The following is a 22,291-nucleotide window of genomic DNA, read 5'->3' as shown; positions in this document are numbered from 1 at the left end:
ACACCCTATGCCCCGCGTTCATGCCATAGAGAATTACCGCAACTTCGGTATCATGGCGCATATCGATGCCGGTAAGACCACGACCACCGAGCGCATCCTTTATTACACCGGCAAGAGCCACAAGATCGGCGAAGTGCACGAAGGTGCCGCGACGATGGATTGGATGGAGCAGGAGCAGGAGCGTGGCATCACGATCACCTCAGCTGCGACCACTGCATTCTGGGCCGGCAAGCGCCTGAACATCATCGACACCCCCGGCCACGTCGACTTCACCATCGAAGTCGAGCGTTCGCTGCGCGTGCTCGACGGCGCCGTCTGCGTGCTCGACTCGAACCAGGGCGTTGAGCCCCAGACCGAGACCGTCTGGCGCCAGGGCGACAAGTACAAGGTTCCGCGCATCGTCTTCGCCAACAAGATGGACAAGACCGGCGCTGACTTCTTCAAGTGCCTGGCCGACATCGTCGACCGCCTCGGCGCCAAGCCGATCGCGATCCAGCTTCCGATCGGCGCCGAGAACAACTTCAAGGGTCTCGTCGACCTCGTGAAGATGCAGGGCATCATCTGGAACGATGAATCGCTCGGCGCGAAGTTCGACTATGTCGACATCCCGGAAGATCTGGTCGAGCAGGCCAAGGAATACCGCGAGAAGATGGTGGAAGCCGCCGTCGAGCTCGACGACGACGCCATGGCCGCCTATCTCGACGGCAAGGAGCCGGACGAAGAGACGCTGAAGCGGCTGATCCGCAAGGCGGTCCTGACCGGTGCGTTCTATCCCGTGCTGTGCGGCTCGGCCTTCAAGAACAAGGGCGTCCAGCCGCTGCTCGACGCCGTCGTCGACTATCTGCCGTCGCCGATCGACGTGCCCGCGATCAAGGGCACCGACGATCGCGGCAACGAAGTCGTGCGCAAGGCGGACGACAAGGAGCCGCTCGCGCTGCTCGCGTTCAAGATCATGGACGACCCGTTCGTCGGCACCATCACCTTCTGCCGCATCTACTCCGGCGTTCTGCAGAGCGGCACCGGCGTCGTGAACTCGACCCGTGAGAAGAAGGAGCGCATCGGGCGCATGCTCTTGATGCATGCGAACAACCGCGAAGACATCAAGGAAGCCTATGCCGGCGACATCGTCGCACTGGCCGGCCTGAAGGAAGCGCGCACCGGTGACACGCTGTGCGATCCCGACAAGCAGGTGATCCTCGAGAAGATGGAATTCCCCGAGCCGGTCATCGAGATCGCGATCGAGCCGAAGTCCAAGGCCGACCAGGAAAAGCTGGGCGTGGCTCTGGCCAAGCTCGCTGCGGAGGATCCGTCCTTCCGCGTGTCGACCGACCAGGAGTCCGGCCAGACCATCCTCAAGGGCATGGGCGAACTCCACCTCGACATCAAGGTCGACATTCTCCGCCGCACCTACAAGGTCGACGCCAACATCGGCGCGCCCCAGGTTGCGTTCCGTGAGCGCGTCACCAAGAAGGCCGAGGTCAAGTACACCCATAAGAAGCAGACCGGCGGTACCGGTCAGTTCGCGGAAGTGTCGATCGTGGTCGAGCCGAATGAACCCGGCAAGGGCTACGAGTTCGAGTCCAAGATCGTCGGTGGTGCGGTTCCGAAGGAATACATCCCCGGCGTTGAAAAGGGCCTCAACAGCGTGATGAGCTCTGGTGTCGTCGCGGGCTTCCCCGTGGTCGACGTCAAGGTTCAGCTCGTCGACGGCAAGTATCACGACGTCGACTCGTCGGCGCTCGCCTTCGAAATCGCATCGCGCGCGGCATTCCGCGAAGCCTTGCAGAAGGGCAAGTCCGTCCTGCTCGAGCCGATCATGAAGGTCGAAGTGGTGACCCCGGAAGACTACACCGGCTCGGTCATCGGCGACCTGAATTCGCGGCGCGGTCAGATCCAGGGTCAGGACATGCGCGGCAACGCCAACGTCATCAATGCGATGGTGCCGCTCATGAACATGTTCGGTTACGTGAATAACCTGCGCTCGATGAGCCAGGGTCGCGCAACCTTCACCATGCAGTTCGACCACTACGCAGAAGCGCCGGCCAACGTGTCGGCAGAAGTCCAGAAGAAGTTTGCCTGATTGTCGTCGGTCACGAACTGACGATTGAACGGAGAGTCAAATGGCCAAAGCAAAGTTTGAACGTAACAAGCCGCACTGCAACATCGGCACCATCGGTCACGTCGACCATGGCAAGACGTCGCTGACCGCGGCGATCACCAAGGTTCTCGCCGAAGCCGGCGGTGCGACGTTCACCGCGTACGACCAGATCGACAAGGCGCCGGAAGAGAAGGCGCGCGGCATCACCATCTCGACCGCGCACGTCGAGTACGAGACGCCGAACCGCCACTACGCCCACGTCGACTGCCCCGGCCACGCCGACTACGTCAAGAACATGATCACCGGCGCCGCCCAGATGGACGGTGCGATCCTGGTCGTGTCGGCCGCTGACGGCCCGATGCCGCAGACCCGCGAGCACATCCTGCTCGCGCGCCAGGTCGGCGTGCCCGCGCTCGTCGTGTTCCTCAACAAGTGCGACATGGTCGACGATCCGGAACTGCTCGAGCTCGTCGAGCTCGAAGTCCGCGAGCTGCTCTCGAAGTACGACTTCCCGGGCGACAAGATCCCGATCATCAAGGGTTCGGCGCTGGCCGCTCTCGAAGATTCCGACAAGAAGCTCGGCCACGACGCCATCCTCGAGCTGATGAAGAACGTCGACGAGTACATCCCGCAGCCGGAGCGTCCGATCGACCAGCCGTTCCTGATGCCGGTTGAAGACGTGTTCTCGATCTCGGGCCGCGGCACCGTCGTGACCGGCCGTGTCGAGCGCGGCATCGTCAAGGTCGGCGAGGAAATCGAGATCGTCGGTCTCCGTGCGACCCAGAAGACGACCGTCACCGGCGTCGAAATGTTCCGCAAGCTGCTCGATCAGGGCCAGGCCGGCGACAACATCGGCGCGCTGCTCCGCGGCACCAAGCGCGAAGACGTCGAGCGCGGCCAGGTGCTGTGCAAGCCGGGTTCGGTCAAGCCGCACACCAAGTTCAAGGCTGAGGCTTACATCCTCACCAAGGAAGAGGGCGGTCGCCACACCCCGTTCTTCACCAACTACCGTCCGCAGTTCTACTTCCGCACCACCGACGTGACCGGTGTCGTGCACCTGCCGGAAGGCACCGAGATGGTGATGCCGGGCGACAACATCGCGATGGAAGTGCACCTGATCGTGCCGATCGCGATGGAAGAGAAGCTCCGCTTCGCGATCCGCGAAGGCGGCCGCACCGTCGGCGCCGGCGTCGTCGCCTCGATCATCGAGTAACAAGCGAATAGGGAATGGTGAGTGGCGAATAGGGATTTCTATTCGCTACTCGCTACTCGCCACTCACTAAAGAAAGCACGGCAATGAACGGCCAAAACATTCGTATCCGTCTCAAGGCGTTCGACCATCGTATCCTCGATACGTCGACCCGCGAGATCGTGAACACGGCGAAGCGCACCGGCGCGCAGGTCCGCGGACCCATTCCGCTGCCCACCCGCATCGAGAAGTTCACCGTCAACCGTTCGCCTCACGTCGACAAGAAGAGCCGCGAGCAGTTCGAGATGCGCACTCACAAGCGCCTGCTCGACATCGTCGATCCGACCCCGCAGACCGTCGATGCTTTGATGAAGCTCGACCTGGCCGCCGGTGTTGACGTCGAGATCAAGCTCTAAGATTTTTGGATCCCGTTCGCGCAAGCGGACAGAAAGAACAGGAAGCAAGCCGATGCGCTCCGGAGTGATCGCACAAAAGGTCGGGATGACGCGGGTCTTTACTGAGGCCGGCGAACATATCCCCGTGACCGTGCTGAAGCTCGGCAATTGCCAGGTCGTGGGCCACCGTACCGAAGAGAAGAACGGTTACGTGGCGCTCCAGCTTGGTTCTGGTGCCCGCAAGACCGTTTACATGCCCAAGGCTGAGCGCGGCCAGTTCGCGGTCGCCAAGGTCGAGCCGAAGCGCCGGGTCGAGGAATTCCGCGTCACAGCGGATGCCATGATCCCGGTCGGCGCCGAGATCCTTGCCGACCACTTCGTCGTCGGCCAGTTCGTCGACGTCACCGGCACCTCGGTCGGTAAGGGCTTCGCCGGCGGCATGAAGCGCTGGAACTTCGGCGGTCTGCGCGCCACCCACGGCGTCTCGGTCTCGCACCGCTCGATCGGTTCGACCGGCGGCCGTCAGGACCCCGGCAAGACCTGGAAGAACAAGAAGATGCCCGGCCACATGGGTGTCGACCGCATCACCACGCTCAACCTTCGCGTCGTTCAGCTCGATGTCGAGCGCGGCCTGATCCTCGTCGAAGGCGCCGTTCCCGGCTCCAAGGGCGGCTGGATCCGCGTGCGCGACGCCGTCAAGAAGCCGCTGCCGAAGGAAGCTCCGAAGCCCGGCAAGTTCAAGGTTGCCGGTGGCGAAGCCGAGGCTGCGGCCCAGCAGGAGGGTGCGTGAGATGGAATTGAAGGTCACCACCCTCGAAGGTAAGGAAGCCGGCTCGGTCCAGCTGTCCGACACCATTTTCGGCCTCGAGCCGCGCCAGGACATCATTGCGCGTTGCGTGCAGTGGCAGCTCAACAAGCGTCAGGCCGGCACGCACAAGGCCAAGGGCCGCGCCGAGATCTGGCGCACCGGCAAGAAGATGTACAAGCAGAAGGGCACCGGCGGTGCTCGTCACGGCTCGGCCCGCGTGCCGCAGTTCCGCGGCGGCGGCCGTGCCTTCGGTCCGGTGGTGCGTTCGCACGCCACCGACCTGCCGAAGAAGGTCCGCGCGCTGGCGCTGAAGCATGCGCTCTCGGCCAAGGCCAAGGACGGCGATCTCGTCGTGATCGAGAGGGCCGCGCTGGAAGCCGCCAAGACCAAGGCGCTGCTCGGTCACTTCTCGGGCCTGGGTCTGACCAACGCGCTGATCATCGACGGCGCCGAGCTCAACAACGGCTTTGCCGCTGCGGCCCGCAACATCCCGAACATGGACGTGCTGCCGATCCAGGGCATCAACGTCTACGACATCCTGCGCCGTCAGAAGCTCGTTCTGACCAAGGCCGCCATCGATGCGCTGGAGGCGCGCTTCAAATGACGAAGAACATCGAGGCTCGCCACTACGACGTGATCCTGTCGCCGGTCGTGACCGAAAAGGCGACGATCGCCTCGGAGCACAACAAGGTGCTGTTCAAGGTGGCTGCGAAGGCGACCAAGCCGCAGATCAAGGAAGCGATCGAGAAGCTGTTCGACGTCAAGGTCAAGAGCGTCAACACGCTGGTCCGCAAGGGCAAGACCAAGATCTTCCGCGGCAATCTCGGCTCGCAGTCGAACTCCAAGCGCGCGATCGTGACCCTCGAAGAGGGTCACCGGATCGACGTGACCACCGGTCTGTAAGGTCGCACGACGATGGCACTGAAGACATTCAATCCCACGACGCCGGGCCAGCGCCAGCTGGTCATGGTCGATCGTTCGGCCCTCTACAAGGGCAAGCCGGTCAAGGCGCTCACCGAGGGCAAGCACTCCTCGGGCGGCCGCAACAGCACCGGTCGCATCACCGTGCGCTTCCGCGGCGGTGGTCACAAGCGGACGCTGCGCACCGTCGATTTCAAGCGTGAGAAGATCGACGTTCCCGCGACCGTCGAGCGGCTGGAATACGATCCGAACCGCAGCGGCTTCATCGCGCTGATCAAGTATCAGGACGGCGAGCAGGCCTACATCCTGGCGCCGCAGCGTCTGGCCGTGGGTGACACCATCATCGCCGGCAACTACGTCGACGTGAAGCCGGGCAACGTCATGCCGCTCGGCAACATGCCGGTCGGGACGATCATTCACAACATCGAGCTCAAGATCGGGAAGGGCGGCCAGCTCGCCCGTTCCGCGGGCACCTATGCCCAGCTCGTCGGTCGCGACCAGGACTACGTGATCATCCGCCTGAACTCGGGCGAGCAGCGCCTGGTGCACGGCCGCTGCCGCGGCACGATCGGCGCGGTGTCGAACCCGGATCACATGAACACCTCGATCGGCAAGGCCGGCCGCAACCGTTGGCTGGGCCGCAAGCCGCATAACCGCGGTGTTTCGATGAACCCGATCGACCATCCGCACGGCGGTGGTGAAGGTCGTACCTCGGGCGGTCGCCACCCGGTCACCCCGTGGGGCAAGCCGACCAAGGGCAAGAAGACCCGCACCAACAAGTCGACCAACAAATTCATTCTCCTAAGCCGCCACAAGCGGAAGAAGTAAGGAACGCCGGACATGGTTCGTTCAGTCTGGAAAGGCCCGTTCGTCGAGGGTTCTCTGCTCAAGAAGGCAGATGCCGCCCGTGCGTCCGGCCGTCACGACGTCATCAAGATCTGGAGCCGTCGCTCGACGATCCTGCCGCAGTTCGTCGGCCTGACCTTCGCCGTCTACAACGGTCAGAAGCACGTGCCGGTGGCCGTCAACGAGGAAATGGTCGGTCACAAGTTCGGCGAGTTTTCGCCGACCCGGACCTTCCATGGCCACTCCGGCGACAAGAAAGCCAAGAAGGCTTGAGGATTAAACGATGAGCAAACCTAAGCGCGAACGGAGCCTCGCCGAGAACGAGGCCAAGGCGGTCGCCCGGATGCTGCGGGTGAGCCCGCAGAAGCTCAACCTGGTCGCCCAGCTCATTCGCGGCCGGAAGGCAGCTGCTGCGCTCGCCGATCTGCAGTTTTCGCGCAAGCGGATCGCGGTCGACGTGAAGAAGTGCCTGGAATCGGCTATCGCCAATGCCGAGAACAACCACGATCTCGACGTCGACGATCTCGTCGTGGCTCAGGCCTTCGTCGGCAACGGCCTCGTGATGAAGCGCTTCGCCGCTCGCGGCCGTGGCCGCTCGGGCCGTGTCTACAAACCATTTTCGCAGCTGACGATCATCGTTCGTCAGGTCGAAGCCGAAGCAGCCGCTTAAGGGCGCAGGAGAACACGATGGGTCAAAAGATCAATCCGATCGGTCTGCGTCTCGGCATCAACCGCACCTGGGATTCCCGCTGGTTCGCCGGCAAGCAGGAATACGGCAAGCTGCTGCACGAAGACGTCAAGATCCGTGAGATCCTGCACAAGGAGCTCAAGCAGGCGGCCGTCGCCCGCATCGTGATCGAGCGTCCGCACAAGAAGTGCCGCGTCACCATCCACTCGGCTCGTCCGGGCGTGGTGATCGGCAAGAAGGGCGCCGACATCGACAAGTTGCGCAAGAAGGTCGCGGACATCACCTCGTCCGACGTCGTCATCAACATCGTCGAAATCCGCAAGCCGGAGCTCGATGCGACGCTGGTGGCCGAGTCGATCGCGCAGCAGCTCGAGCGCCGCGTGGCGTTCCGCCGTGCCATGAAGCGCGCTGTTCAGTCGGCGATGCGTCTCGGCGCGGAAGGCATCCGCATCAACTGCTCGGGACGTCTGGGCGGTGCGGAAATCGCGCGCATGGAGTGGTACCGCGAAGGTCGCGTGCCGCTGCACACGCTGCGCGCCGACATCGACTACGGCGTTGCGACCGCGTTCACGACCTTCGGCACCTGCGGCGTCAAGGTCTGGATCTTCAAGGGCGAGATCCTCGAGCACGATCCGATGGCTCAGGACAAGAGAATGGCCGAAGGCGAGACGGGTGGCAGTGGTGATCGTGGTGGCCGTCAGCGCCGCGATACGGCTGCAGCCTAAAGCCGCACAGGAATTTGAGGGCTTAAAGCCATGATGCAACCTAAGAAAACGAAGTTCCGGAAGGCGCATAAGGGCCGCATCCACGGCGTTGCGTCTTCGGGCGCGACGTTGGCGTTCGGCCAGTTCGGCCTGAAGGCGACGGAGCCTGAGCGCGTCACCGCGCGCCAGATCGAAGCCGCTCGCCGCGCGCTGACCCGCCACATGAAGCGCGCCGGCCGCGTCTGGATCCGCGTGTTCCCCGACGTTCCGGTGTCGAAGAAGCCGGCCGAAGTCCGCATGGGCTCCGGCAAGGGTTCGCCGGAATTGTGGGTCGCGCGCGTCAAGCCGGGCCGGGTGCTGTTCGAGATCGACGGCGTCAACACCCAGACGGCGCGTGAGGCGCTGACCCTGGCGGCCGCCAAGCTGCCGATCAAGACGCGCTTCGTCGAGCGCATTGCGGAGTAATGGCCATGGCCCAGATGAAGATCGAAGACATCCGCGCGATGAGCCCCGACCAGCAGGACGACGCCGTCCTGAACCTGAAGAAGGAGCGCTTCAACCTGCGCTTCCAGCGCGCCACCGGGCAGCTCGAGAACACCTCGCGCCTGCGCGAGGCTCGCCGTGATATCGCCCGGATCAAGACCGTCGCCGCGCAGACGCGCGCGAAGAAGAAGTAAGAGGCTTACGAAGATGCCGAAACGTACTTTGCAGGGCGTGGTCGTCAGCGACAAGCAAGCCAAGACCATCGTGGTGCGCGTTGATCGCCGCTTCACGCACCCGATCTACAAGAAGACGATCCGCCGTTCGAAGAACTACCACGCGCACGACGAGAGCAACGAGTTCAAGCCGGGCGACATGGTGTGGATCGAGGAATCGAAGCCGATTTCGAAGTTGAAGCGCTGGGTCGTGATCCGGGGCGAACACAAGAAAAGCGCCTGATCTGTTGGCTTTAGCCGACTGACTTCAGGGAAATGTTGAGCGCCGGCTGGGCTGGCGCAAAGAGAAGAGGACGAGGTGCATCAATGATTCAGATGCAGACCAACCTCGACGTGGCCGACAATTCTGGCGCACGCCGTGTCATGTGTATCAAGGTGCTCGGGGGCTCCAAGCGCCGCTACGCCACGATCGGCGACATCATCGTCGTTTCGATCAAGGAAGCAATTCCGCGTGGCAAGGTGAAGAAGGGCGACGTGATGAAGGCCGTCGTGGTGCGCGTCCGCAAGGACATCCGCCGCGCCGACGGTTCGGTCATCCGCTTCGACCGTAACGCCGCCGTCCTGATCAACAACCAGTCCGAGCCGGTCGGCACCCGTATCTTCGGGCCCGTGCCGCGCGAGCTGCGCGCGAAGAACCACATGAAGATCATCTCGCTCGCGCCGGAGGTGCTGTGATGGCTGCCAAGATCCGCAAGGGCGACAAAGTCGTCGTGCTGACCGGCCGCGACAAGGGCCGCACCGGCGAAGTGTTCGAAGTGCGTCCCGACGCCGGCACGGCGCTCGTGCGCGGCATCAACATGGTCAAGCGTCACCAGAAGCAGACGCAGGCCCAGGAGGGCGGCATCATCTCGAAGGAGTCGCCGATCCAACTGTCCAACATCGCGTATGTCGGCAAGGACGGAAAGCCGACCCGCGTCGGATTCAAGATTCTGGCGGACGGCAAGAAGGTCCGCATCGCCAAGAGCTCGGGAGCTGAGATCGATGGCTGAGGCCGCTTACACCCCGCGCCTGCGCGCGGAATACGATGCGAAGATCCGCACGGCCATGACCGAGAAGTTCGGTTATGAGAACGTCATGCAGGTTCCTCGCCTGGACAAGGTCGTGCTGAACATGGGCGTTGGCGATTCCGTCAACGATCGCAAGAAGGCCGAGACCGCCGCTGCCGAGCTGACCCAGATCGCCGGCCAGAAGGCGATCGTGACCTATTCGCGGATCGCGATCGCGACCTTCAAGCTGCGTGAAAACCAGCCGATCGGCTGCAAGGTCACGCTGCGCAAGGCCCACATGTACGAGTTCATCGATCGCCTGGTGACGGTCGCGCTGCCGCGCGTCCGCGACTTCCGCGGCCTGAACCCGAAGAGCTTCGACGGCCGCGGCAACTACTCGCTCGGCATCAAGGAGCACATCATTTTCCCCGAGATCGACTTCGACAAGGTCACGGAAGCCCGCGGCATGGACATCACCGTCTGCACCACGGCCAAGACCGACGAAGAGGCGAGGGCCTTGTTGACCGCTTTCAATTTCCCGTTCCGGCAGTGAGACGCTGACCTAAAGCCTCTCAAACGCGGATACCCAGGAGCCAAGCATGGCAAAGAAGAGTTCAGTCGAGAAGAACAACCGGCGCAAGCGGATGGTGAAGAACGCCGCTCCGAAGCGCGAGCGGTTGAAGGCGATCATCGCCGACAAGAAGCTGCCGATGGAGGAGCGGTTCGCCGCGACCCTGAAGCTGGCGGAAATGCCGCGCAATTCGTCGGCAACCCGCATCCGCCTGCGTTGCGAGCTGTCGGGTCGTCCGCGCTCGAACTACCGCAAGAACAAGCTGTCCCGTATCGCGCTGCGCGAACTTGGCTCCAAGGGCATGGTCCCGGGCCTCGTGAAGTCCAGCTGGTAAGGAGGGTCGTTTAGATGTCTACGCACGATCCAATCAGCGATCTGATCACCCGTATCCGCAACGCGCAGATGCGCGCCAAGAGCAAGGTCTCCACGCCTGGTTCGAAGATGCGCGAGAACGTGCTCGAGGTCTTGAAGACCGAGGGCTACATCCGCGGTTACGCCACGCTCGAGCACTCCTCGGGCCGCAGCGAGATCGAGATCGAGCTGAAGTATTTCGACGGCGAGCCCGTCATCCGCGAGATCGAACGTGTTTCCAAGCCCGGGCGTCGCGTCTACGCCTCGGTGAAGAACCTGCCGCGGGTCAACAACGGGCTCGGCATTTCGGTGTTGTCGACGCCGAAGGGGATCATGGCCGACCACAGCGCGCGCGACGCGAATGTGGGCGGTGAAGTCCTCTTCACGGTGTTCTGAGAAGGATTTTTGATCCATGTCACGTGTTGGCAAAAGGCCTGTGCCGGTTCCGTCGGGTGTGACCGCGACCGTCGATGGGCAGACCGTCAAGATGAAGGGCCCGAAGGGCCAGCTTCAGTTCGTCGTCCATGACGACGTCGAGGTGAAGCTCGAGAACGGCCAGGTGAAGGTGAACCCGCGGGTCGAGACCAATCGCGCCCGGGCGCTGTACGGCACCGCTCGCGCCCAGGTCGCGAATCTGGTCGAAGGCGTCACCAAGGGCTTCGAGAAGAAGCTCGAGATCACCGGCGTCGGCTACCGCGCCGCGATGCAGGGCAAGAACCTGCAGCTCGCGCTCGGTTACAGCCACGACGTGGTCTATGCGATCCCGGAAGGGATCACGATCACGGTGCCGAAGCCGACCGAGATCACGGTAACCGGCAGCGACATCCAGCGCGTCGGCCAGGTCGCCGCCGAGATTCGCTCCTATCGTCCGCCGGAGCCCTACAAGGGCAAGGGCGTGAAGTATGTTGGCGAATTCATCTTCCGCAAGGAAGGCAAGAAGAAGTAACGGAGCCGGTCATGTCGAAAGCCAAGGTTACGAATGCCCGGCGCAAGCGCAGTGTACGGCTGAAGCTGCGCCGCTCCGGTGGTGGTCGTCCGCGCCTGTCGGTGTTCCGCTCGTCCAAGCACATCTACGCCCAGGTCATCGACGACCTGAAGGGCGAGACGCTGGCCTCAGCCTCGTCGCTCGAGAAGTCGATGCGCGACGGCGGCAAGACCGGCGCCGACATCGATGCGGCGAAGGCGGTCGGCAAGCTGCTGGCCGAGCGCGCTGCCGAGAAGGGCGTCAAGGAAGTCGTGTTCGATCGCGGCAGCTACCTCTACCACGGGCGCGTCAAGGCTCTCGCCGACGCAGCGCGTGAGAGCGGGCTGAGCTTCTAACAGAATTTGAGGATTGAGGCGCAAGCCTCTGAAGGATTGGAAAAATGGCAGAACGCGAACAACGTGGTGGACGCGATCAACGCGGCGGCGGCGGACGTGAACGCAGGGAGCGCGAGGAGCGCGACAGCGAGTTCGTCGACAAGCTCGTCCACATCAACCGCGTGGCCAAGGTCGTCAAGGGCGGCAAGCGCTTCGGTTTCGCAGCGCTGGTCGTGATCGGCGACCAGAAGGGCCGCGCCGGCTTCGGTCACGGCAAGGCGCGCGAAGTGCCGGAGGCGATCCGCAAGGCTACCGAGTCCGCCAAGCGCAACCTGACGCGCGTCTCGCTGCGCGAGGGCCGCACGCTCCATCACGACATCGCCGGCCGTCATGGCGCGGGCCGTGTCTACCTGCGTGCAGCTCCCGCCGGTACCGGCATCATCGCCGGCGGCCCGATGCGCGCCGTGTTCGAGACGCTCGGCGTCCAGGACGTGGTCGCCAAGTCGATCGGCTCGTCGAACCCCTACAACATGGTTCGCGCGACCTTCGACGCGCTGAAGCATCAGGATTCGCCGCGTTCGGTCGCAGCCCGCCGCAACATCAAGGTGTCCACTCTGCAGTCGCGCCGTATCGGTGGCGATGCCGAGGCGGCTGCCGACTAACGGAAGCTTTCGGAGTAGACTCCCATGGCCAAGGCCGCAAAGACGATCAAGCTCGAGCAGACGGGCAGCGCGATCCGCCGCCATCACTCGCAGCGCTCGACGCTGATCGGGCTCAAGCTCAACAAGATCGGCCGCACCAGCGAACTGCCGGACACTCCGGCGGTCCGCGGCATGATCGAGAAGGTTCACCATCTCGTTCGCATCGTCGACGAGAAGTAAATAAGGAGAAGGGCGATGAAGCTCAGCGATATCGCCGACAACGCCGGCTCGCGCAAGAAGCGTATGCGCGTCGGCCGTGGCATTGGTTCGGGCAAGGGCAAGCAGTCCGGCCGCGGTGGCAAGGGCCAGACCGCGCGTTCGGGCGTGCGCATCAAGGGTTTCGAAGGCGGCCAGATGCCGATGCATCGCCGTCTGCCCAAGCGCGGCTTCAACAACATCTTCCGCGTCGAGTTCGCCGAGATCAATCTCGACCGGCTGCAGGAAGCGGTCGATGCCAAGAAGATCGACGCCGGCAGCGTCGTGAACGTCGAGGCCCTGGTGAAGGGCGGCGTGCTGCGCCGGCCTAAGGGTGGCCTGCGGCTGCTCGGCCGCGGCGAGCTCAAGTCCAAGCTCAACATCGAAGTCCACGGCGCCACCAAGACCGCGATCGCCGCGGTCGAGAAGGCCGGCGGCTCGGTGAAGATCCTCGCCCCTGCCAAGGAAGAAGGCGAGGCGGCGTAACAACTGCGTCATTGGCCCGCGGCTCGCGGGCCTTTACGCGTGCGGGACGTGGACTTATCGAAGCCGAGCCCCAGATAATGTCCGGTGTCCGGTATAATGTAGCCCGGCCGCGGGCATGACGGCGCAACAGGCGGCGGGAGAAAGTCCAAGATGGCCTCTGCAGCGGAACAACTGGCAGCCAATCTCAATTTCGGTGCGTTTGCCAAGGCTGACGAACTGAAGAAGCGCATCTGGTTCACCCTGGGTGCGCTGCTCGTTTATCGGCTCGGGACCTACATCCCGCTCCCCGGCATCGATCCCAATATCTGGGAGCAGGTGTTCCGCTCCCAGGCGGGCGGCATCCTCGGCATGTTCAACATGTTCGCCGGCGGCGGCATCCACCGCATGGCGATCTTCGCCTTGAACATCATGCCGTATATCTCGGCCTCGATCATAATCCAGCTCCTCACCACCGTCTCGCCGCAACTCGAGGCGCTGAAGAAGGAAGGCGAGTCCGGCCGCAAGCTGCTGAATCAGTACACCCGCTACCTCACGGTGATCCTGGCCGCGTTCCAGTCCTACGGCATCGCGGTGGGCCTCGAGGGCGCCGGCAATGTCGTCAGCGACCCTGGCCTGTTCTTCCGCCTGTCCACGGCGATCACGCTGACCGGCGGCACCATGTTCCTGATGTGGCTGGGCGAGCAGATCACCTCGCGCGGCATCGGCAATGGTATCTCGCTGATCATTCTCGCCGGCATCGTCGCCGAGCTGCCCGCCGCGCTCGCCAACATGCTCGAACTCGGCCGTCAGGGCGCGATGTCGACCGGCCTGATCCTGGTCGTGATCATCATGGCGGTCGCCGTGATCGCCTTCATCGTGTTCATGGAGCGCGCGCAGCGCCGCCTCCTGATCCAGTATCCGAAGCGCCAGGTCGGCAACAAGATGTTCGAGGGCCAGTCCTCGCATCTGCCGCTCAAGCTCAACACCTCCGGCGTGATCCCGCCGATCTTCGCGTCCTCGCTGCTGCTGCTGCCGACCACGGTGGCGAACTTCAACGCGGGCAGCGGGCCGGAATGGTTCCAGTGGATCACGACCCAGCTCGGCCATGGCCGTCCGCTGTTCCTGATCATGTATCTGGCGCTGATCGTGTTCTTCGCCTTCTTCTACACCGCGATCGTGTTCAACCCGACCGAGACCGCGGACAATCTGAAGAAGCACGGCGGCTTCATTCCGGGCATCCGTCCCGGCGAGCGCACCGCGGAATACATCGACTACGTGCTCTCGCGCATCACCGTGCTCGGCGCGGTCTATCTGGCGATCGTCTGCTTGATCCCGGAGATCCTGATCTCCTACGCCTCGGTGCCGTTCTACTTCGGCGGCACCTCGCTGCTGATCGTGGTCAGCGTCACCATGGACACGGTGGCACAGGTGCAGGGTTATCTGTTGGCGCATCAGTACGAAGGCCTGATCCGCAAGTCGAAGCTCCGCGGCCGCCGTAGATGAGCAGGGAGCTCGCGCGCCGGATCGCTTTCACGATTGGCGCGCTGCTCCTCTTCAGGCTCGGCACCCAGATCCCGGTCCCGGGGGTGAGCACGTCTAGCTTCTCGCCGACGTCGGACCTGATCGCCCGTCTCTCGCTCTTTGCGCTCGGCCTCATTCCCTATCTGACCGCTGCGATCCTCATCCGGCTGCTGTCCGTGGTCTGGCGCGGCCTGAATACGCTCGAACGGTCAGGCGAGCGCGGCCGGCGCAGGATCGCCCGTGCCACGCTCGGACTCACGCTGGCTCTTGCTGCCTTTCAGGCCTACGGCATCGCCACCGCGCTGACGTCCATCCCAGGGCTGGTCAAGAATCCCGGCGGCTGGTTCGTGGTGACGGCTACGGCCTCCATGGTCGGCGGCGTCTTCGTGCTGGTATGGCTGAGCGAACAGATCACCCGCTACGGCATCGGCAACGGCTTGGCGCTGATCTTGAGCCTCGGCATTCTCGTCTCCATTCCGCCGGACGCTGCCGCCATCGTGGAACTCGTGCGGAGAGGAGCGATCTCGGGCAATCTCGTCTTCGCCCACGCCGTGTTCTGGATCGTGACCGTCGCTGTGATCGTGCTCGTCGAAGGTGCGCGGCGAAATGTGCGCGTCGAATTCGGCGCGCTCAGCGTTGGAGCGCGGCAACTGCCGGCGCGCGACGCCGTGCTGCCGATCAAGCTCAACAGCGCGGGCTTTCTGATTCCGGTCACCGCGGCGCCGTGGATCTTCTTTCTGCCGCTCGCCCTTGCGGGCCTCATCCTTGGCGGCGATCATCCCCTGGTCGCCGCGGCGTACCGGCATCTTCAGCTCGGGCAGCCGGCGCATCTCATCCTCGTGTCGATCGCCGTGTTCGTGCTGGCATTCATCTACACTGCCTACGTCGTCGATCCCGAGCACGCGGCCAAATCCCTGGCCGCGCGCGACGGCACGATTCCCGGTGTCGCACCGGGCGCGGCGACCGCCGACTATCTCGATCGCGTCGTGTCATTGACGACAGTCGTCGGAGCCGTCTACCTGACTGTGTTGCAGTTGATTCCGGAGGTCTTCGAGCTTTACGGGATCGGGCTGCCTTATAGTATGATGATCAATGGCGGTGGGGCGCTGGTTGTGGTTTGCACCGCTCTTGATATCAAAGCACAGGTGCGCGACGTATCGCTCACCAATCCGGGGGGCGTACGCCGATGAGAATTATACTTCTGGGACCGCCGGGGTCGGGCAAGGGGACCCAGGCGCAGTTGCTGGTGCAACGCTATGGCATCGTCCAACTCTCGACCGGCGAGATGCTGCGTGCCGCGGTTGCGGCCGGTACGCCGGTCGGGCTGAAGGCCAAGGAGATCATGGCCAGCGGTGGTCTCGTACCCGACGAGGTCGTGGTCGGAATCATCTCCGATCGGATCGACCAGCCGGACGCCAAGAACGGTTTCATCCTCGACGGTTTCCCGCGCACCGTGCCGCAGGCCGAGGCGCTGGACGAGCTGCTCAAGCACAAGCACCTCAAGCTCGACGCCGTGATCGAGCTTCGCGTCAACGAGAGCGCGCTGCTGAATCGTGTCGAGACCCGCGTCGCCCAGATGCGTGAGCGCGGGGAGGAGGTCCGACTCGACGACACGCCGGAGGTCCTGACCAAGCGGTTAGCCAGCTACCGCAACCAGACGGAACCGCTGATTCACTACTATTCCGAGCGGCGCAAGCTTTCGACCATCGACGGTATGATGGCCATCGACGAGGTCACCCGCGCCATCCATCGCCAGCTCCTGGCGCTGGGGGCGGTCGAGCCCAAGACCCACGCCAAAAGCGCAGCCAAGGCGGGCCCGGCCAAGAAGGCCAAGGCGAGCAAGAAAGCCAGGAAAACAGCCAAAAAGCCGGCCAAAACGACCAAAAAACCCGCCAAATCGGCCAAAAAGGCCGCCAAGACGGCGGTGAGGGGCCCCAAGAAGACGGCCAACAAAGCCGGCAAGAAGGCGGCCAGGAAGACCGTCAAGAAAGCGGCGAAAAAGGCAGCCCCAAAGACCGCCAAGAAGGCTGTCAAAAAGGGTGCCAAGAAGGCCGCAAAAAAGGTCACGAAAAAGCGAGCTAAGCGCTAGCAGCGGTTGACGAAAGCCCCTGGAATCCCCTAATAAGCCCCGCATCCAAGTCGGATAGTTTCAAACGATGCCGGGCCCCAGGAAGACTAGGGGTGGGCGTCGTGTTCGCGTTTGTGAACACCTGCCCGAGAAACCAAGCACTTAAAGACCGGTTCCTGACGAGGGATCGGCAACAGGAGAGAAGGCCGTGGCCCGTATTGCCGGCGTGAACATCCCGACCAACAAGCGCGTGCTGATCGCGCTCCAGTACATCCATGGCATCGGTCAGAAGATCGCCGGTGAGATCCTGGAGAAGGTGAAGATCCCCGTGGATCGTCGCGTCAATCAGCTGAGCGACGCCGAAGTGCTCCAGATCCGCGAAGTGATCGACCGCGACTATCTCGTCGAGGGCGACCTGCGTCGTGAGGTCGGCATCAACATCAAGCGTCTGATGGACCTCGGCTGCTATCGCGGCCTGCGTCATCGTCGCGGCCTGCCGGTGCGCGGCCAGCGCACCCACACCAATGCGCGCACGCGCAAGGGTCCGGCCAAGGCCATCGCCGGCAAGAAGAAGTAAGTTTTCGAATCCAATCGCGGCGTGTGGCGAACAGGGATGACCCGTTCGCCACGCGCCTTTCGTTCCACAGGTGTAGCCGCTGGCATTACGGCGGCGTTTGAGATCTTCAGGAAAGGTACTCCATGGGCAAGGAAGCCACCCGCGTTCGTCGTCGTGAGCGCAAGAACATCGCCTCCGGCGTCGCGCACGTGAACTCTTCGTTCAACAACACGACCATCACCATCACCGACGCGCAGGGCAACACGATTGCATGGTCTTCCGCCGGCACGATGGGCTTCAAGGGCTCGCGCAAATCGACCCCGTACGCCGCGCAGGTTGCCGCCGAGGACGTGTCCAAGAAGGCGCAGGAGCACGGCATGCGCACGCTGGAAGTCGAAGTCGCAGGTCCCGGTTCGGGCCGCGAGTCGGCGCTCCGCGCGCTTCAGGCCGCAGGCTTCACCGTCACCTCGATCCGTGACGTGACCACGATCCCGCACAACGGTTGCCGTCCCCGCAAGCGTCGGCGCGTTTGATCCCGAGTTGCGGGCGCATTGGCGCCCGCAATGACTTTTCTAAGAAGCCGCGGGAATGATCTGCGGCCTTTCTCCAACGCCAGTATTTGAACTCTCAAATTGACTGGCCTGTATGGGTGAAACAGTGACGATCCAGAAAAATTGGCAAGAACTGATTCGACCGAACAAGCTCCAGGTCACGCCCGGCAGCGATTCGAACCGTTTCGCGACCATCGTCGCCGAGCCGCTTGAGCGCGGCTTCGGCCAGACGCTCGGCAACGCGCTGCGCCGTATCCTGCTCTCCTCGCTCCAGGGCGCGGCGGTGCAGTCGGTGCACATCGACGGCGTGCTGCACGAGTTCTCCTCGATCGCTGGCGTTCGTGAGGACGTCACCGACATCGTGCTCAACATCAAGGACATCTCGATCAAGATGCAGGGCGAAGGCCCCAAGCGCATGGTCGTGAAGAAGCAGGGTCCGGGCGTCGTCACCGCCGGCGATATCCAGACCGTCGGCGACGTCGTGGTGCTGAACCCCGATCTGCAGATCTGCACCCTCGACGAGGGCGCGGAGATCCGCATGGAGTTCACGGTCGCCACCGGCAAGGGCTACGTACCCGCCGAGCGCAACCGCCCCGAGGACGCGCCTATCGGCCTGATCCCGGTCGACAGCCTGTACTCGCCGGTCCGCAAGGTTTCCTACAAGGTCGAGAACACCCGCGAGGGCCAGATCCTCGACTACGACAAGCTGACCATGACGATCGAGACCAACGGCGCGATCTCGCCGGATGACTCCGTGGCTTACGCCGCGCGCATCCTGCAGGATCAGCTCAACGTGTTCGTCAACTTCGAAGAGCCGCGCAAGGAAGTCGCCCAGGAGATCATCCCGGACCTCGCCTTCAACCCGGCCTTCCTCAAGAAGGTGGACGAGCTCGAGCTGTCTGTGCGTTCGGCCAACTGCTTGAAGAACGACAACATCGTCTACATCGGCGACCTCGTGCAGAAGAGCGAGGCGGAAATGCTCCGCACTCCGAACTTCGGCCGCAAGTCGCTGAACGAGATCAAGGAAGTGCTGGCCCAGATGGGTCTGCATCTCGGCATGGAAGTGCCGGGCTGGCCGCCGGAGAACATCGACGAGCTCGCCAAGCGCTTCGAGGATCACTACTGAGCGAATGGCGAATAGGGAGTGGCGAATAGCGTTGTGAGACGACTATTCGCCATTTCGCTACTCACCACTCGCTTCTAACGGGCGAACGCAGGCAGCCCACCTGAGCAACATGTCCGACGAACCGTCGCGGCAGTTTTTACGTAAGGAATAGTCACATGCGTCACGGCAAGGTTCATCGGAAGCTCAACCGCACTGCCGAGCATCGCCGCGCGATGTTCGCCAATATGTGCGCCGCGCTGATCAAGCACGAGCAGATCGTCACCACGCTGCCGAAGGCGAAGGAATTGCGTCCGATCGTCGAGAAGCTCGTCACCCTCGGCAAGAAGGGCGGGCTGGCCATGCGCCGCCAGGCCATCTCCGAGATGCGCGACAAGGACCAGGTCAAGAAGCTGTTCGACGTGCTGGCGCCTCGCTACAAGGATCGCCAGGGCGGCTACACCCGCATCATCAAGGCCGGCTTCCGCTACGGCGACAATGCCGCGATGGCCGTGATCGAGTTTGTCGATCGCGACGTCGATGCCAAGGGCCAGGATTCCGGTCCGGTGCAGGAGAAGGAAGCCGAGGCGGCGTAAGCCGATCGGTATTGAATTCAGAGAGCGGCGCCTTCGGGCGCCGCTTTTTTTTGGCCGGCGCCGGTACCTTATCGGTGCTTGCGGTATCGTCCCGGCTTTCGCCGTGACGACGAGCCCATGTCTTTCTCACGCCTGAGTGAGCGCCAATTGCGGTCTCATGTCGAGAGCCCGATATTTCCACCGACATCGATGGAGATGAGACATGAAGATCGACCTTTCCGGAAAGACCGCCCTCGTGACCGGCTCGACCGCCGGCATCGGCCACGCCATCGCCAAAGGCCTCGCGGCCTCAGGTGCGAGTGTCGTGATCAACGGGCGCGGCCAGGACAAGGTCGATGCCGCCGTGCGCAAGCTGGAAGGGACGGGCGCGAAGGTGCGCGGTATCGCCGCCGACGTCTCGACCGCAGCGGGCTGCAAGGCGCTCGTTGCGGCGCTGCCAGAAGTCGACATCCTCATCAACAATGCCGGCATCTTCGAGCCCAAGGACTTCTTCGAGATTCCGGACGATGACTGGAGCCGCTTCTTCGAGGTCAACGTCATGAGCGGCGTGCGGCTGTCGCGCGCTTATCTGAAGGGCATGCTCAAGCGCAATTGGGGCCGCATCGTCTTCATCTCATCAGAGTCCGGGCTCAACATTCCCGTCGAGATGATCCACTACGGCATGACCAAGACGGCCCAGCTCTCGGTCGCGCGCGGTCTGGCGCAGCTCACCCGCGGCACCGGCGTCACCGTCAATTCCGTGCTGCCGGGCCCGACAATGTCGGAGGGCGTCGAGACCTTTGTGAAGGATCTCGCGAAGCAGAACGGCCAGTCGGTCGACGAGGCTGCGGCCAATTTCGTCAAGCAGCATCGCCCGAGCTCGCTGCTGCAACGCTTCGCCAGCGTCGACGAGATCGCCAACATGGTGGTCTATGTTGCGTCGAAGGAGGCGTCCGCGACCAACGGTGCGGCGCTGCGGGCCGAGGGCGGCATCGTCAACACCATCGCCTGAGCCGCGCATGACAGCCTATGTGATTTCCGAAGTCGAGATGCGCGATCCCGAGGGGTTCGAAGCCTATCGTGTGCTCGCCGCAGAGACGATCGCGCAGTATGGCGGGCGCTATCTCGTCCGCGGCGGCAAGGCCGAGCTTGCCGAAGGCAACCTTCCAGCGAAGGCCATCGTCATCGTCGAATTCGCGTCGATGGCTCGGCTGAAGGAATGGTACGCCTCGCCGGAATATGCCGAGGCGCTCAAGCTGCGGCAGACCGCGCTGGAGCGGCGGCTGCTGTTCGTCGAGGGCGCGGCGGAAATATAGCTGCCGTAGGGTGGGCAAAGCGCCCACCAACTTTGATCGAGCGCGTCAAAGGTGAGTGGTGGGCACGGCGCTAATGCGCCTTTGCCCACCCTACGAGGCTTTCGCCTACCACCCCTCCAGCACAATCTTGCCGCGGGACTTGCCGCTCTCGAGCAGCGCATGCGCGCGCTTGAGGTTGGCGGCGTTGATCGTGCCAAAAGTCTGGTCGAGCGTGGTGCGCAGCACGCCCTTGTCGATGAGGTCGGCGACGTCGTTGAGCAAATGATGCTGCGCGATCATGTCTGATGTCTGGAACGAGGAGCGCGTGAACATCGATTCCCAGTGCACCGAAATCGCCTTGCCCTTGAACGTGCTCATGGTGAATTCCGGGGGATCGTCGATCAGGCCGAACCGGCCCTGTGGCGCCATGAACTCGGCGATCGCCTTGTAATGCTGATCGGTGAAGGTGAGGCTCGCCACCAGCGCGACCGGCGGCAGTTTCAATTTTTCGATCTGCTCCTTCATCGGCTTGCCGTGATCGATCACGGCGTGTGCGCCGAGATCGAGGCACCATTTTTGCGAGTCCGGCCGCGTCGCGGTCGCAAGCACCGTGAGGCCGGTGAGGCGGCGGGCGAGCTGGATCAGGATCGAGCCGACGCCGCCGGCGCCGCCCGTGATCAAGAGCGTACGCGGATCGACGCTCTTGCCGGGCACCGCGCCGAGCCGATCGAACAGCAATTCCCAGGCGGTGATGGAGGTGAGGGGAAGGGCGGCGGCTTGCGCGAACGACAGGCTCTTCGGCTTGTTGCCGACGATGCGCTCGTCGACCAGATGGAATTCGGAATTGGTGCCCTGGCGCAGGATCGAGCCGGCGTAAAACACCTCCTCCCCCGGCTTGAACAGCGTGACCTCGGGCCCGACCGCATCGACCACGCCGGCCGCGTCATAACCCAGGATCTTGGTCTCGCCCTCGGGCGGCGCTGCGCGCTTGCGCACCTTGTAATCGACAGGATTGGCCGAGATCGCCTTCACGGCGACGCGGATGTCGCGCCCTCCGGGCTCGGGCTTTGCGGTCTCGAAATCGATCAGCGCGTCCTGATCCTCGATCGGAAGCGATTTCTTGTAGCCGACGGCCTTCATGGCTTGTCTCCATCAGATGGGGCGCAGCTTGGCATGGGCGCGCCTAGCCTGCTAACTGTCGCGCTAGCTCCAATTTGGCAAGTACTGTAAATTCGGGGATATAGTCCCTGTTTGGATACTATTGGGAAAACACGCATGAAACGGCGCGAGTTTACCCGGCGCCCGGGCTGCTCGGTCGAGGCGACGCTGGACCTGATCGACGGCAAATGGAAGGGCGTGATCCTCTATCACCTCCAGAGCGGCACCCAGCGCTTCGGCGAATTGCGCCGCCGGATGCCCGGCATCACCCAGCGCATGCTGACGAAGCAGCTACGCGCGCTGGAGGAGGACAAGCTCGTCATCCGCAAGGTCTATGCCGAGGTGCCGCCGCGCGTCGAATACTGCCTCTCCGAACTCGGCGAGAGCCTCAGGCCGGTGATCGATATCCTCAAGGCCTGGGGCGAGAGCCACCAGCAGCGGCTGTCCGGTGCGTCGCCGCCGGCGATCGTGAAGAAGCCGAAGCGCGCAGCTTAGAGATCCGGGAGCGGCGTGCCGCTCCCGGGAGAGATAC

The 22,291-nt window shown here is 63.3% G+C and carries 34 protein-coding genes; 33 read left to right on the top strand and 1 reads right to left on the bottom strand.

Annotation, left to right across the window (positions count from 1 at the left end; genetic code table 11):
* Positions 1-7: 7 nt before the first annotated feature.
* The 32 genes from fusA (at position 8) to CV770_RS01765 (ending at position 20,622) form a co-directional block, all read left to right on the top strand.
* The gene (gene fusA, locus CV770_RS01920) at positions 8-2,080 is read left to right on the top strand and encodes an elongation factor G (RefSeq protein ID WP_038950207.1); all 2,073 of its coding nucleotides are present in this window, start codon (positions 8-10) and stop codon (positions 2,078-2,080) included.
* A 40-nt stretch (positions 2,081-2,120) separates the two neighbouring features.
* On the top strand, positions 2,121-3,311 hold the full coding sequence (gene tuf, locus CV770_RS01915; protein WP_008136415.1) for an elongation factor Tu: 1,191 nt from the start codon (positions 2,121-2,123) through the stop codon (positions 3,309-3,311).
* Between the two features lie 83 nt (positions 3,312-3,394).
* Complete coding sequence (rpsJ, locus tag CV770_RS01910; protein WP_002712302.1) at positions 3,395-3,703, top strand: 30S ribosomal protein S10; 309 nt, start codon at positions 3,395-3,397, stop codon at positions 3,701-3,703.
* Between the two features lie 52 nt (positions 3,704-3,755).
* Complete coding sequence (gene rplC / locus CV770_RS01905; RefSeq protein WP_018322262.1) at positions 3,756-4,472, top strand: 50S ribosomal protein L3; 717 nt, start codon at positions 3,756-3,758, stop codon at positions 4,470-4,472.
* 1 nt (position 4,473) lies between these two features.
* Positions 4,474-5,094, top strand: a complete 621-nt coding sequence (gene rplD / locus CV770_RS01900; RefSeq protein WP_104461126.1) for a 50S ribosomal protein L4 — start codon at positions 4,474-4,476, stop codon at positions 5,092-5,094.
* A complete protein-coding gene (locus CV770_RS01895; RefSeq protein WP_063195096.1) occupies positions 5,091-5,393 on the top strand; it encodes a 50S ribosomal protein L23 in 303 nt (100 codons plus the stop codon). Before rplD ends, CV770_RS01895 begins: the two co-directional genes overlap by 4 nt.
* 12 nt (positions 5,394-5,405) lie before the next feature.
* Positions 5,406-6,239, top strand: coding sequence for a 50S ribosomal protein L2 (rplB, locus tag CV770_RS01890; RefSeq protein ID WP_091957434.1), 834 nt, complete (start codon positions 5,406-5,408; stop codon positions 6,237-6,239).
* Between the two features lie 12 nt (positions 6,240-6,251).
* The gene (rpsS, locus tag CV770_RS01885) at positions 6,252-6,530 is read left to right on the top strand and encodes a 30S ribosomal protein S19 (RefSeq protein WP_104461125.1); all 279 of its coding nucleotides are present in this window, start codon (positions 6,252-6,254) and stop codon (positions 6,528-6,530) included.
* A 10-nt stretch (positions 6,531-6,540) separates the two neighbouring features.
* Positions 6,541-6,927 (top strand): 50S ribosomal protein L22, encoded by a 387-nt coding sequence (rplV, locus tag CV770_RS01880; RefSeq protein ID WP_008136353.1) that lies wholly within the window; start codon positions 6,541-6,543, stop codon positions 6,925-6,927.
* A 17-nt stretch (positions 6,928-6,944) separates the two neighbouring features.
* Positions 6,945-7,670 (top strand): 30S ribosomal protein S3, encoded by a 726-nt coding sequence (gene rpsC / locus CV770_RS01875; RefSeq protein ID WP_014494500.1) that lies wholly within the window; start codon positions 6,945-6,947, stop codon positions 7,668-7,670.
* Positions 7,671-7,700: 30 nt separating this feature from the next.
* A complete protein-coding gene (gene rplP, locus CV770_RS01870; protein WP_008136349.1) occupies positions 7,701-8,114 on the top strand; it encodes a 50S ribosomal protein L16 in 414 nt (137 codons plus the stop codon).
* Between the two features lie 5 nt (positions 8,115-8,119).
* The gene (gene rpmC, locus CV770_RS01865; RefSeq protein WP_026202715.1) at positions 8,120-8,326 is read left to right on the top strand and encodes a 50S ribosomal protein L29; all 207 of its coding nucleotides are present in this window, start codon (positions 8,120-8,122) and stop codon (positions 8,324-8,326) included.
* A 13-nt stretch (positions 8,327-8,339) separates the two neighbouring features.
* On the top strand, positions 8,340-8,588 hold the full coding sequence (gene rpsQ, locus CV770_RS01860) for a 30S ribosomal protein S17 (RefSeq protein ID WP_007603028.1): 249 nt from the start codon (positions 8,340-8,342) through the stop codon (positions 8,586-8,588).
* Positions 8,589-8,671: 83 nt separating this feature from the next.
* Positions 8,672-9,040 (top strand): 50S ribosomal protein L14, encoded by a 369-nt coding sequence (gene rplN / locus CV770_RS01855; protein WP_007603030.1) that lies wholly within the window; start codon positions 8,672-8,674, stop codon positions 9,038-9,040.
* Positions 9,040-9,354: a 50S ribosomal protein L24 gene (gene rplX / locus CV770_RS01850; protein WP_007603031.1), complete on the top strand. Its 315-nt coding sequence runs from the start codon at positions 9,040-9,042 to the stop codon at positions 9,352-9,354. The genes rplN and rplX overlap by 1 nt, the downstream gene beginning before the upstream one ends.
* Positions 9,347-9,904 (top strand): 50S ribosomal protein L5, encoded by a 558-nt coding sequence (rplE, locus tag CV770_RS01845; protein WP_018322267.1) that lies wholly within the window; start codon positions 9,347-9,349, stop codon positions 9,902-9,904. The genes rplX and rplE overlap by 8 nt, the downstream gene beginning before the upstream one ends.
* Positions 9,905-9,950: 46 nt before the next feature.
* Positions 9,951-10,256 (top strand): 30S ribosomal protein S14, encoded by a 306-nt coding sequence (rpsN, locus tag CV770_RS01840; protein ID WP_074116736.1) that lies wholly within the window; start codon positions 9,951-9,953, stop codon positions 10,254-10,256.
* A 14-nt stretch (positions 10,257-10,270) separates the two neighbouring features.
* Positions 10,271-10,669: a 30S ribosomal protein S8 gene (gene rpsH / locus CV770_RS01835; protein WP_091957431.1), complete on the top strand. Its 399-nt coding sequence runs from the start codon at positions 10,271-10,273 to the stop codon at positions 10,667-10,669.
* Between the two features lie 16 nt (positions 10,670-10,685).
* Positions 10,686-11,219 (top strand): 50S ribosomal protein L6, encoded by a 534-nt coding sequence (gene rplF / locus CV770_RS01830; RefSeq protein WP_008136336.1) that lies wholly within the window; start codon positions 10,686-10,688, stop codon positions 11,217-11,219.
* A gap of 11 nt (positions 11,220-11,230) precedes the next feature.
* Positions 11,231-11,593 carry a 50S ribosomal protein L18 gene (gene rplR / locus CV770_RS01825; RefSeq protein ID WP_007603036.1) on the top strand — a complete coding sequence of 121 codons (363 nt, stop codon included), beginning with the start codon at positions 11,231-11,233 and terminating at the stop codon, positions 11,591-11,593.
* 44 nt (positions 11,594-11,637) lie between these two features.
* Positions 11,638-12,234 carry a 30S ribosomal protein S5 gene (gene rpsE / locus CV770_RS01820; RefSeq protein ID WP_018322271.1) on the top strand — a complete coding sequence of 199 codons (597 nt, stop codon included), beginning with the start codon at positions 11,638-11,640 and terminating at the stop codon, positions 12,232-12,234.
* A 24-nt stretch (positions 12,235-12,258) separates the two neighbouring features.
* A complete protein-coding gene (gene rpmD / locus CV770_RS01815; RefSeq protein ID WP_011088137.1) occupies positions 12,259-12,453 on the top strand; it encodes a 50S ribosomal protein L30 in 195 nt (64 codons plus the stop codon).
* A gap of 15 nt (positions 12,454-12,468) precedes the next feature.
* Positions 12,469-12,954, top strand: coding sequence for a 50S ribosomal protein L15 (gene rplO, locus CV770_RS01810; RefSeq protein WP_028141003.1), 486 nt, complete (start codon positions 12,469-12,471; stop codon positions 12,952-12,954).
* Positions 12,955-13,104: 150 nt separating this feature from the next.
* Entirely contained in the window at positions 13,105-14,436 is a 1,332-nt protein-coding gene (gene secY, locus CV770_RS01805) for a preprotein translocase subunit SecY (protein WP_028141002.1), read from the top strand.
* On the top strand, positions 14,433-15,644 hold the full coding sequence (locus CV770_RS01800; RefSeq protein WP_104461124.1) for a preprotein translocase subunit SecY: 1,212 nt from the start codon (positions 14,433-14,435) through the stop codon (positions 15,642-15,644). The genes secY and CV770_RS01800 overlap by 4 nt, the downstream gene beginning before the upstream one ends.
* On the top strand, positions 15,641-16,543 hold the full coding sequence (locus CV770_RS01795; protein WP_091957426.1) for an adenylate kinase: 903 nt from the start codon (positions 15,641-15,643) through the stop codon (positions 16,541-16,543). The genes CV770_RS01800 and CV770_RS01795 overlap by 4 nt, the downstream gene beginning before the upstream one ends.
* A gap of 187 nt (positions 16,544-16,730) precedes the next feature.
* Positions 16,731-17,099 (top strand): 30S ribosomal protein S13, encoded by a 369-nt coding sequence (gene rpsM / locus CV770_RS01790; protein WP_008549231.1) that lies wholly within the window; start codon positions 16,731-16,733, stop codon positions 17,097-17,099.
* Between the two features lie 122 nt (positions 17,100-17,221).
* A complete protein-coding gene (gene rpsK / locus CV770_RS01785) occupies positions 17,222-17,611 on the top strand; it encodes a 30S ribosomal protein S11 (protein ID WP_007603045.1) in 390 nt (129 codons plus the stop codon).
* Positions 17,612-17,723: 112 nt separating this feature from the next.
* A complete protein-coding gene (locus CV770_RS01780) occupies positions 17,724-18,755 on the top strand; it encodes a DNA-directed RNA polymerase subunit alpha (protein ID WP_008136316.1) in 1,032 nt (343 codons plus the stop codon).
* Positions 18,756-18,910: 155 nt separating this feature from the next.
* Positions 18,911-19,327 carry a 50S ribosomal protein L17 gene (rplQ, locus tag CV770_RS01775; RefSeq protein WP_018322277.1) on the top strand — a complete coding sequence of 139 codons (417 nt, stop codon included), beginning with the start codon at positions 18,911-18,913 and terminating at the stop codon, positions 19,325-19,327.
* Between the two features lie 202 nt (positions 19,328-19,529).
* Positions 19,530-20,318 carry an SDR family NAD(P)-dependent oxidoreductase gene (locus tag CV770_RS01770; protein WP_104461123.1) on the top strand — a complete coding sequence of 263 codons (789 nt, stop codon included), beginning with the start codon at positions 19,530-19,532 and terminating at the stop codon, positions 20,316-20,318.
* Between the two features lie 7 nt (positions 20,319-20,325).
* The gene (locus CV770_RS01765) at positions 20,326-20,622 is read left to right on the top strand and encodes a DUF1330 domain-containing protein (protein WP_104461122.1); all 297 of its coding nucleotides are present in this window, start codon (positions 20,326-20,328) and stop codon (positions 20,620-20,622) included.
* Between the two features lie 105 nt (positions 20,623-20,727).
* Here CV770_RS01765 and CV770_RS01760 read toward each other — a convergent pair whose 3' ends face one another.
* On the bottom strand, positions 20,728-21,741 hold the full coding sequence (locus tag CV770_RS01760) for a zinc-binding alcohol dehydrogenase family protein (RefSeq protein WP_104461121.1): 1,014 nt from the start codon (positions 21,739-21,741) through the stop codon (positions 20,728-20,730).
* Between the two features lie 135 nt (positions 21,742-21,876).
* On the opposite strand from CV770_RS01760, the gene CV770_RS01755 reads away from it, so the two are divergent.
* Complete coding sequence (locus CV770_RS01755; protein ID WP_104461120.1) at positions 21,877-22,254, top strand: winged helix-turn-helix transcriptional regulator; 378 nt, start codon at positions 21,877-21,879, stop codon at positions 22,252-22,254.
* Positions 22,255-22,291 lie beyond the last annotated feature (37 nt).

The organism is Bradyrhizobium sp. AC87j1, assembly GCF_002936975.1.
GTDB classification, from domain to species: domain Bacteria; phylum Pseudomonadota; class Alphaproteobacteria; order Rhizobiales; family Xanthobacteraceae; genus Bradyrhizobium; species Bradyrhizobium shewense.
This window is presented reverse-complemented; position numbering and strand designations above follow the sequence as displayed.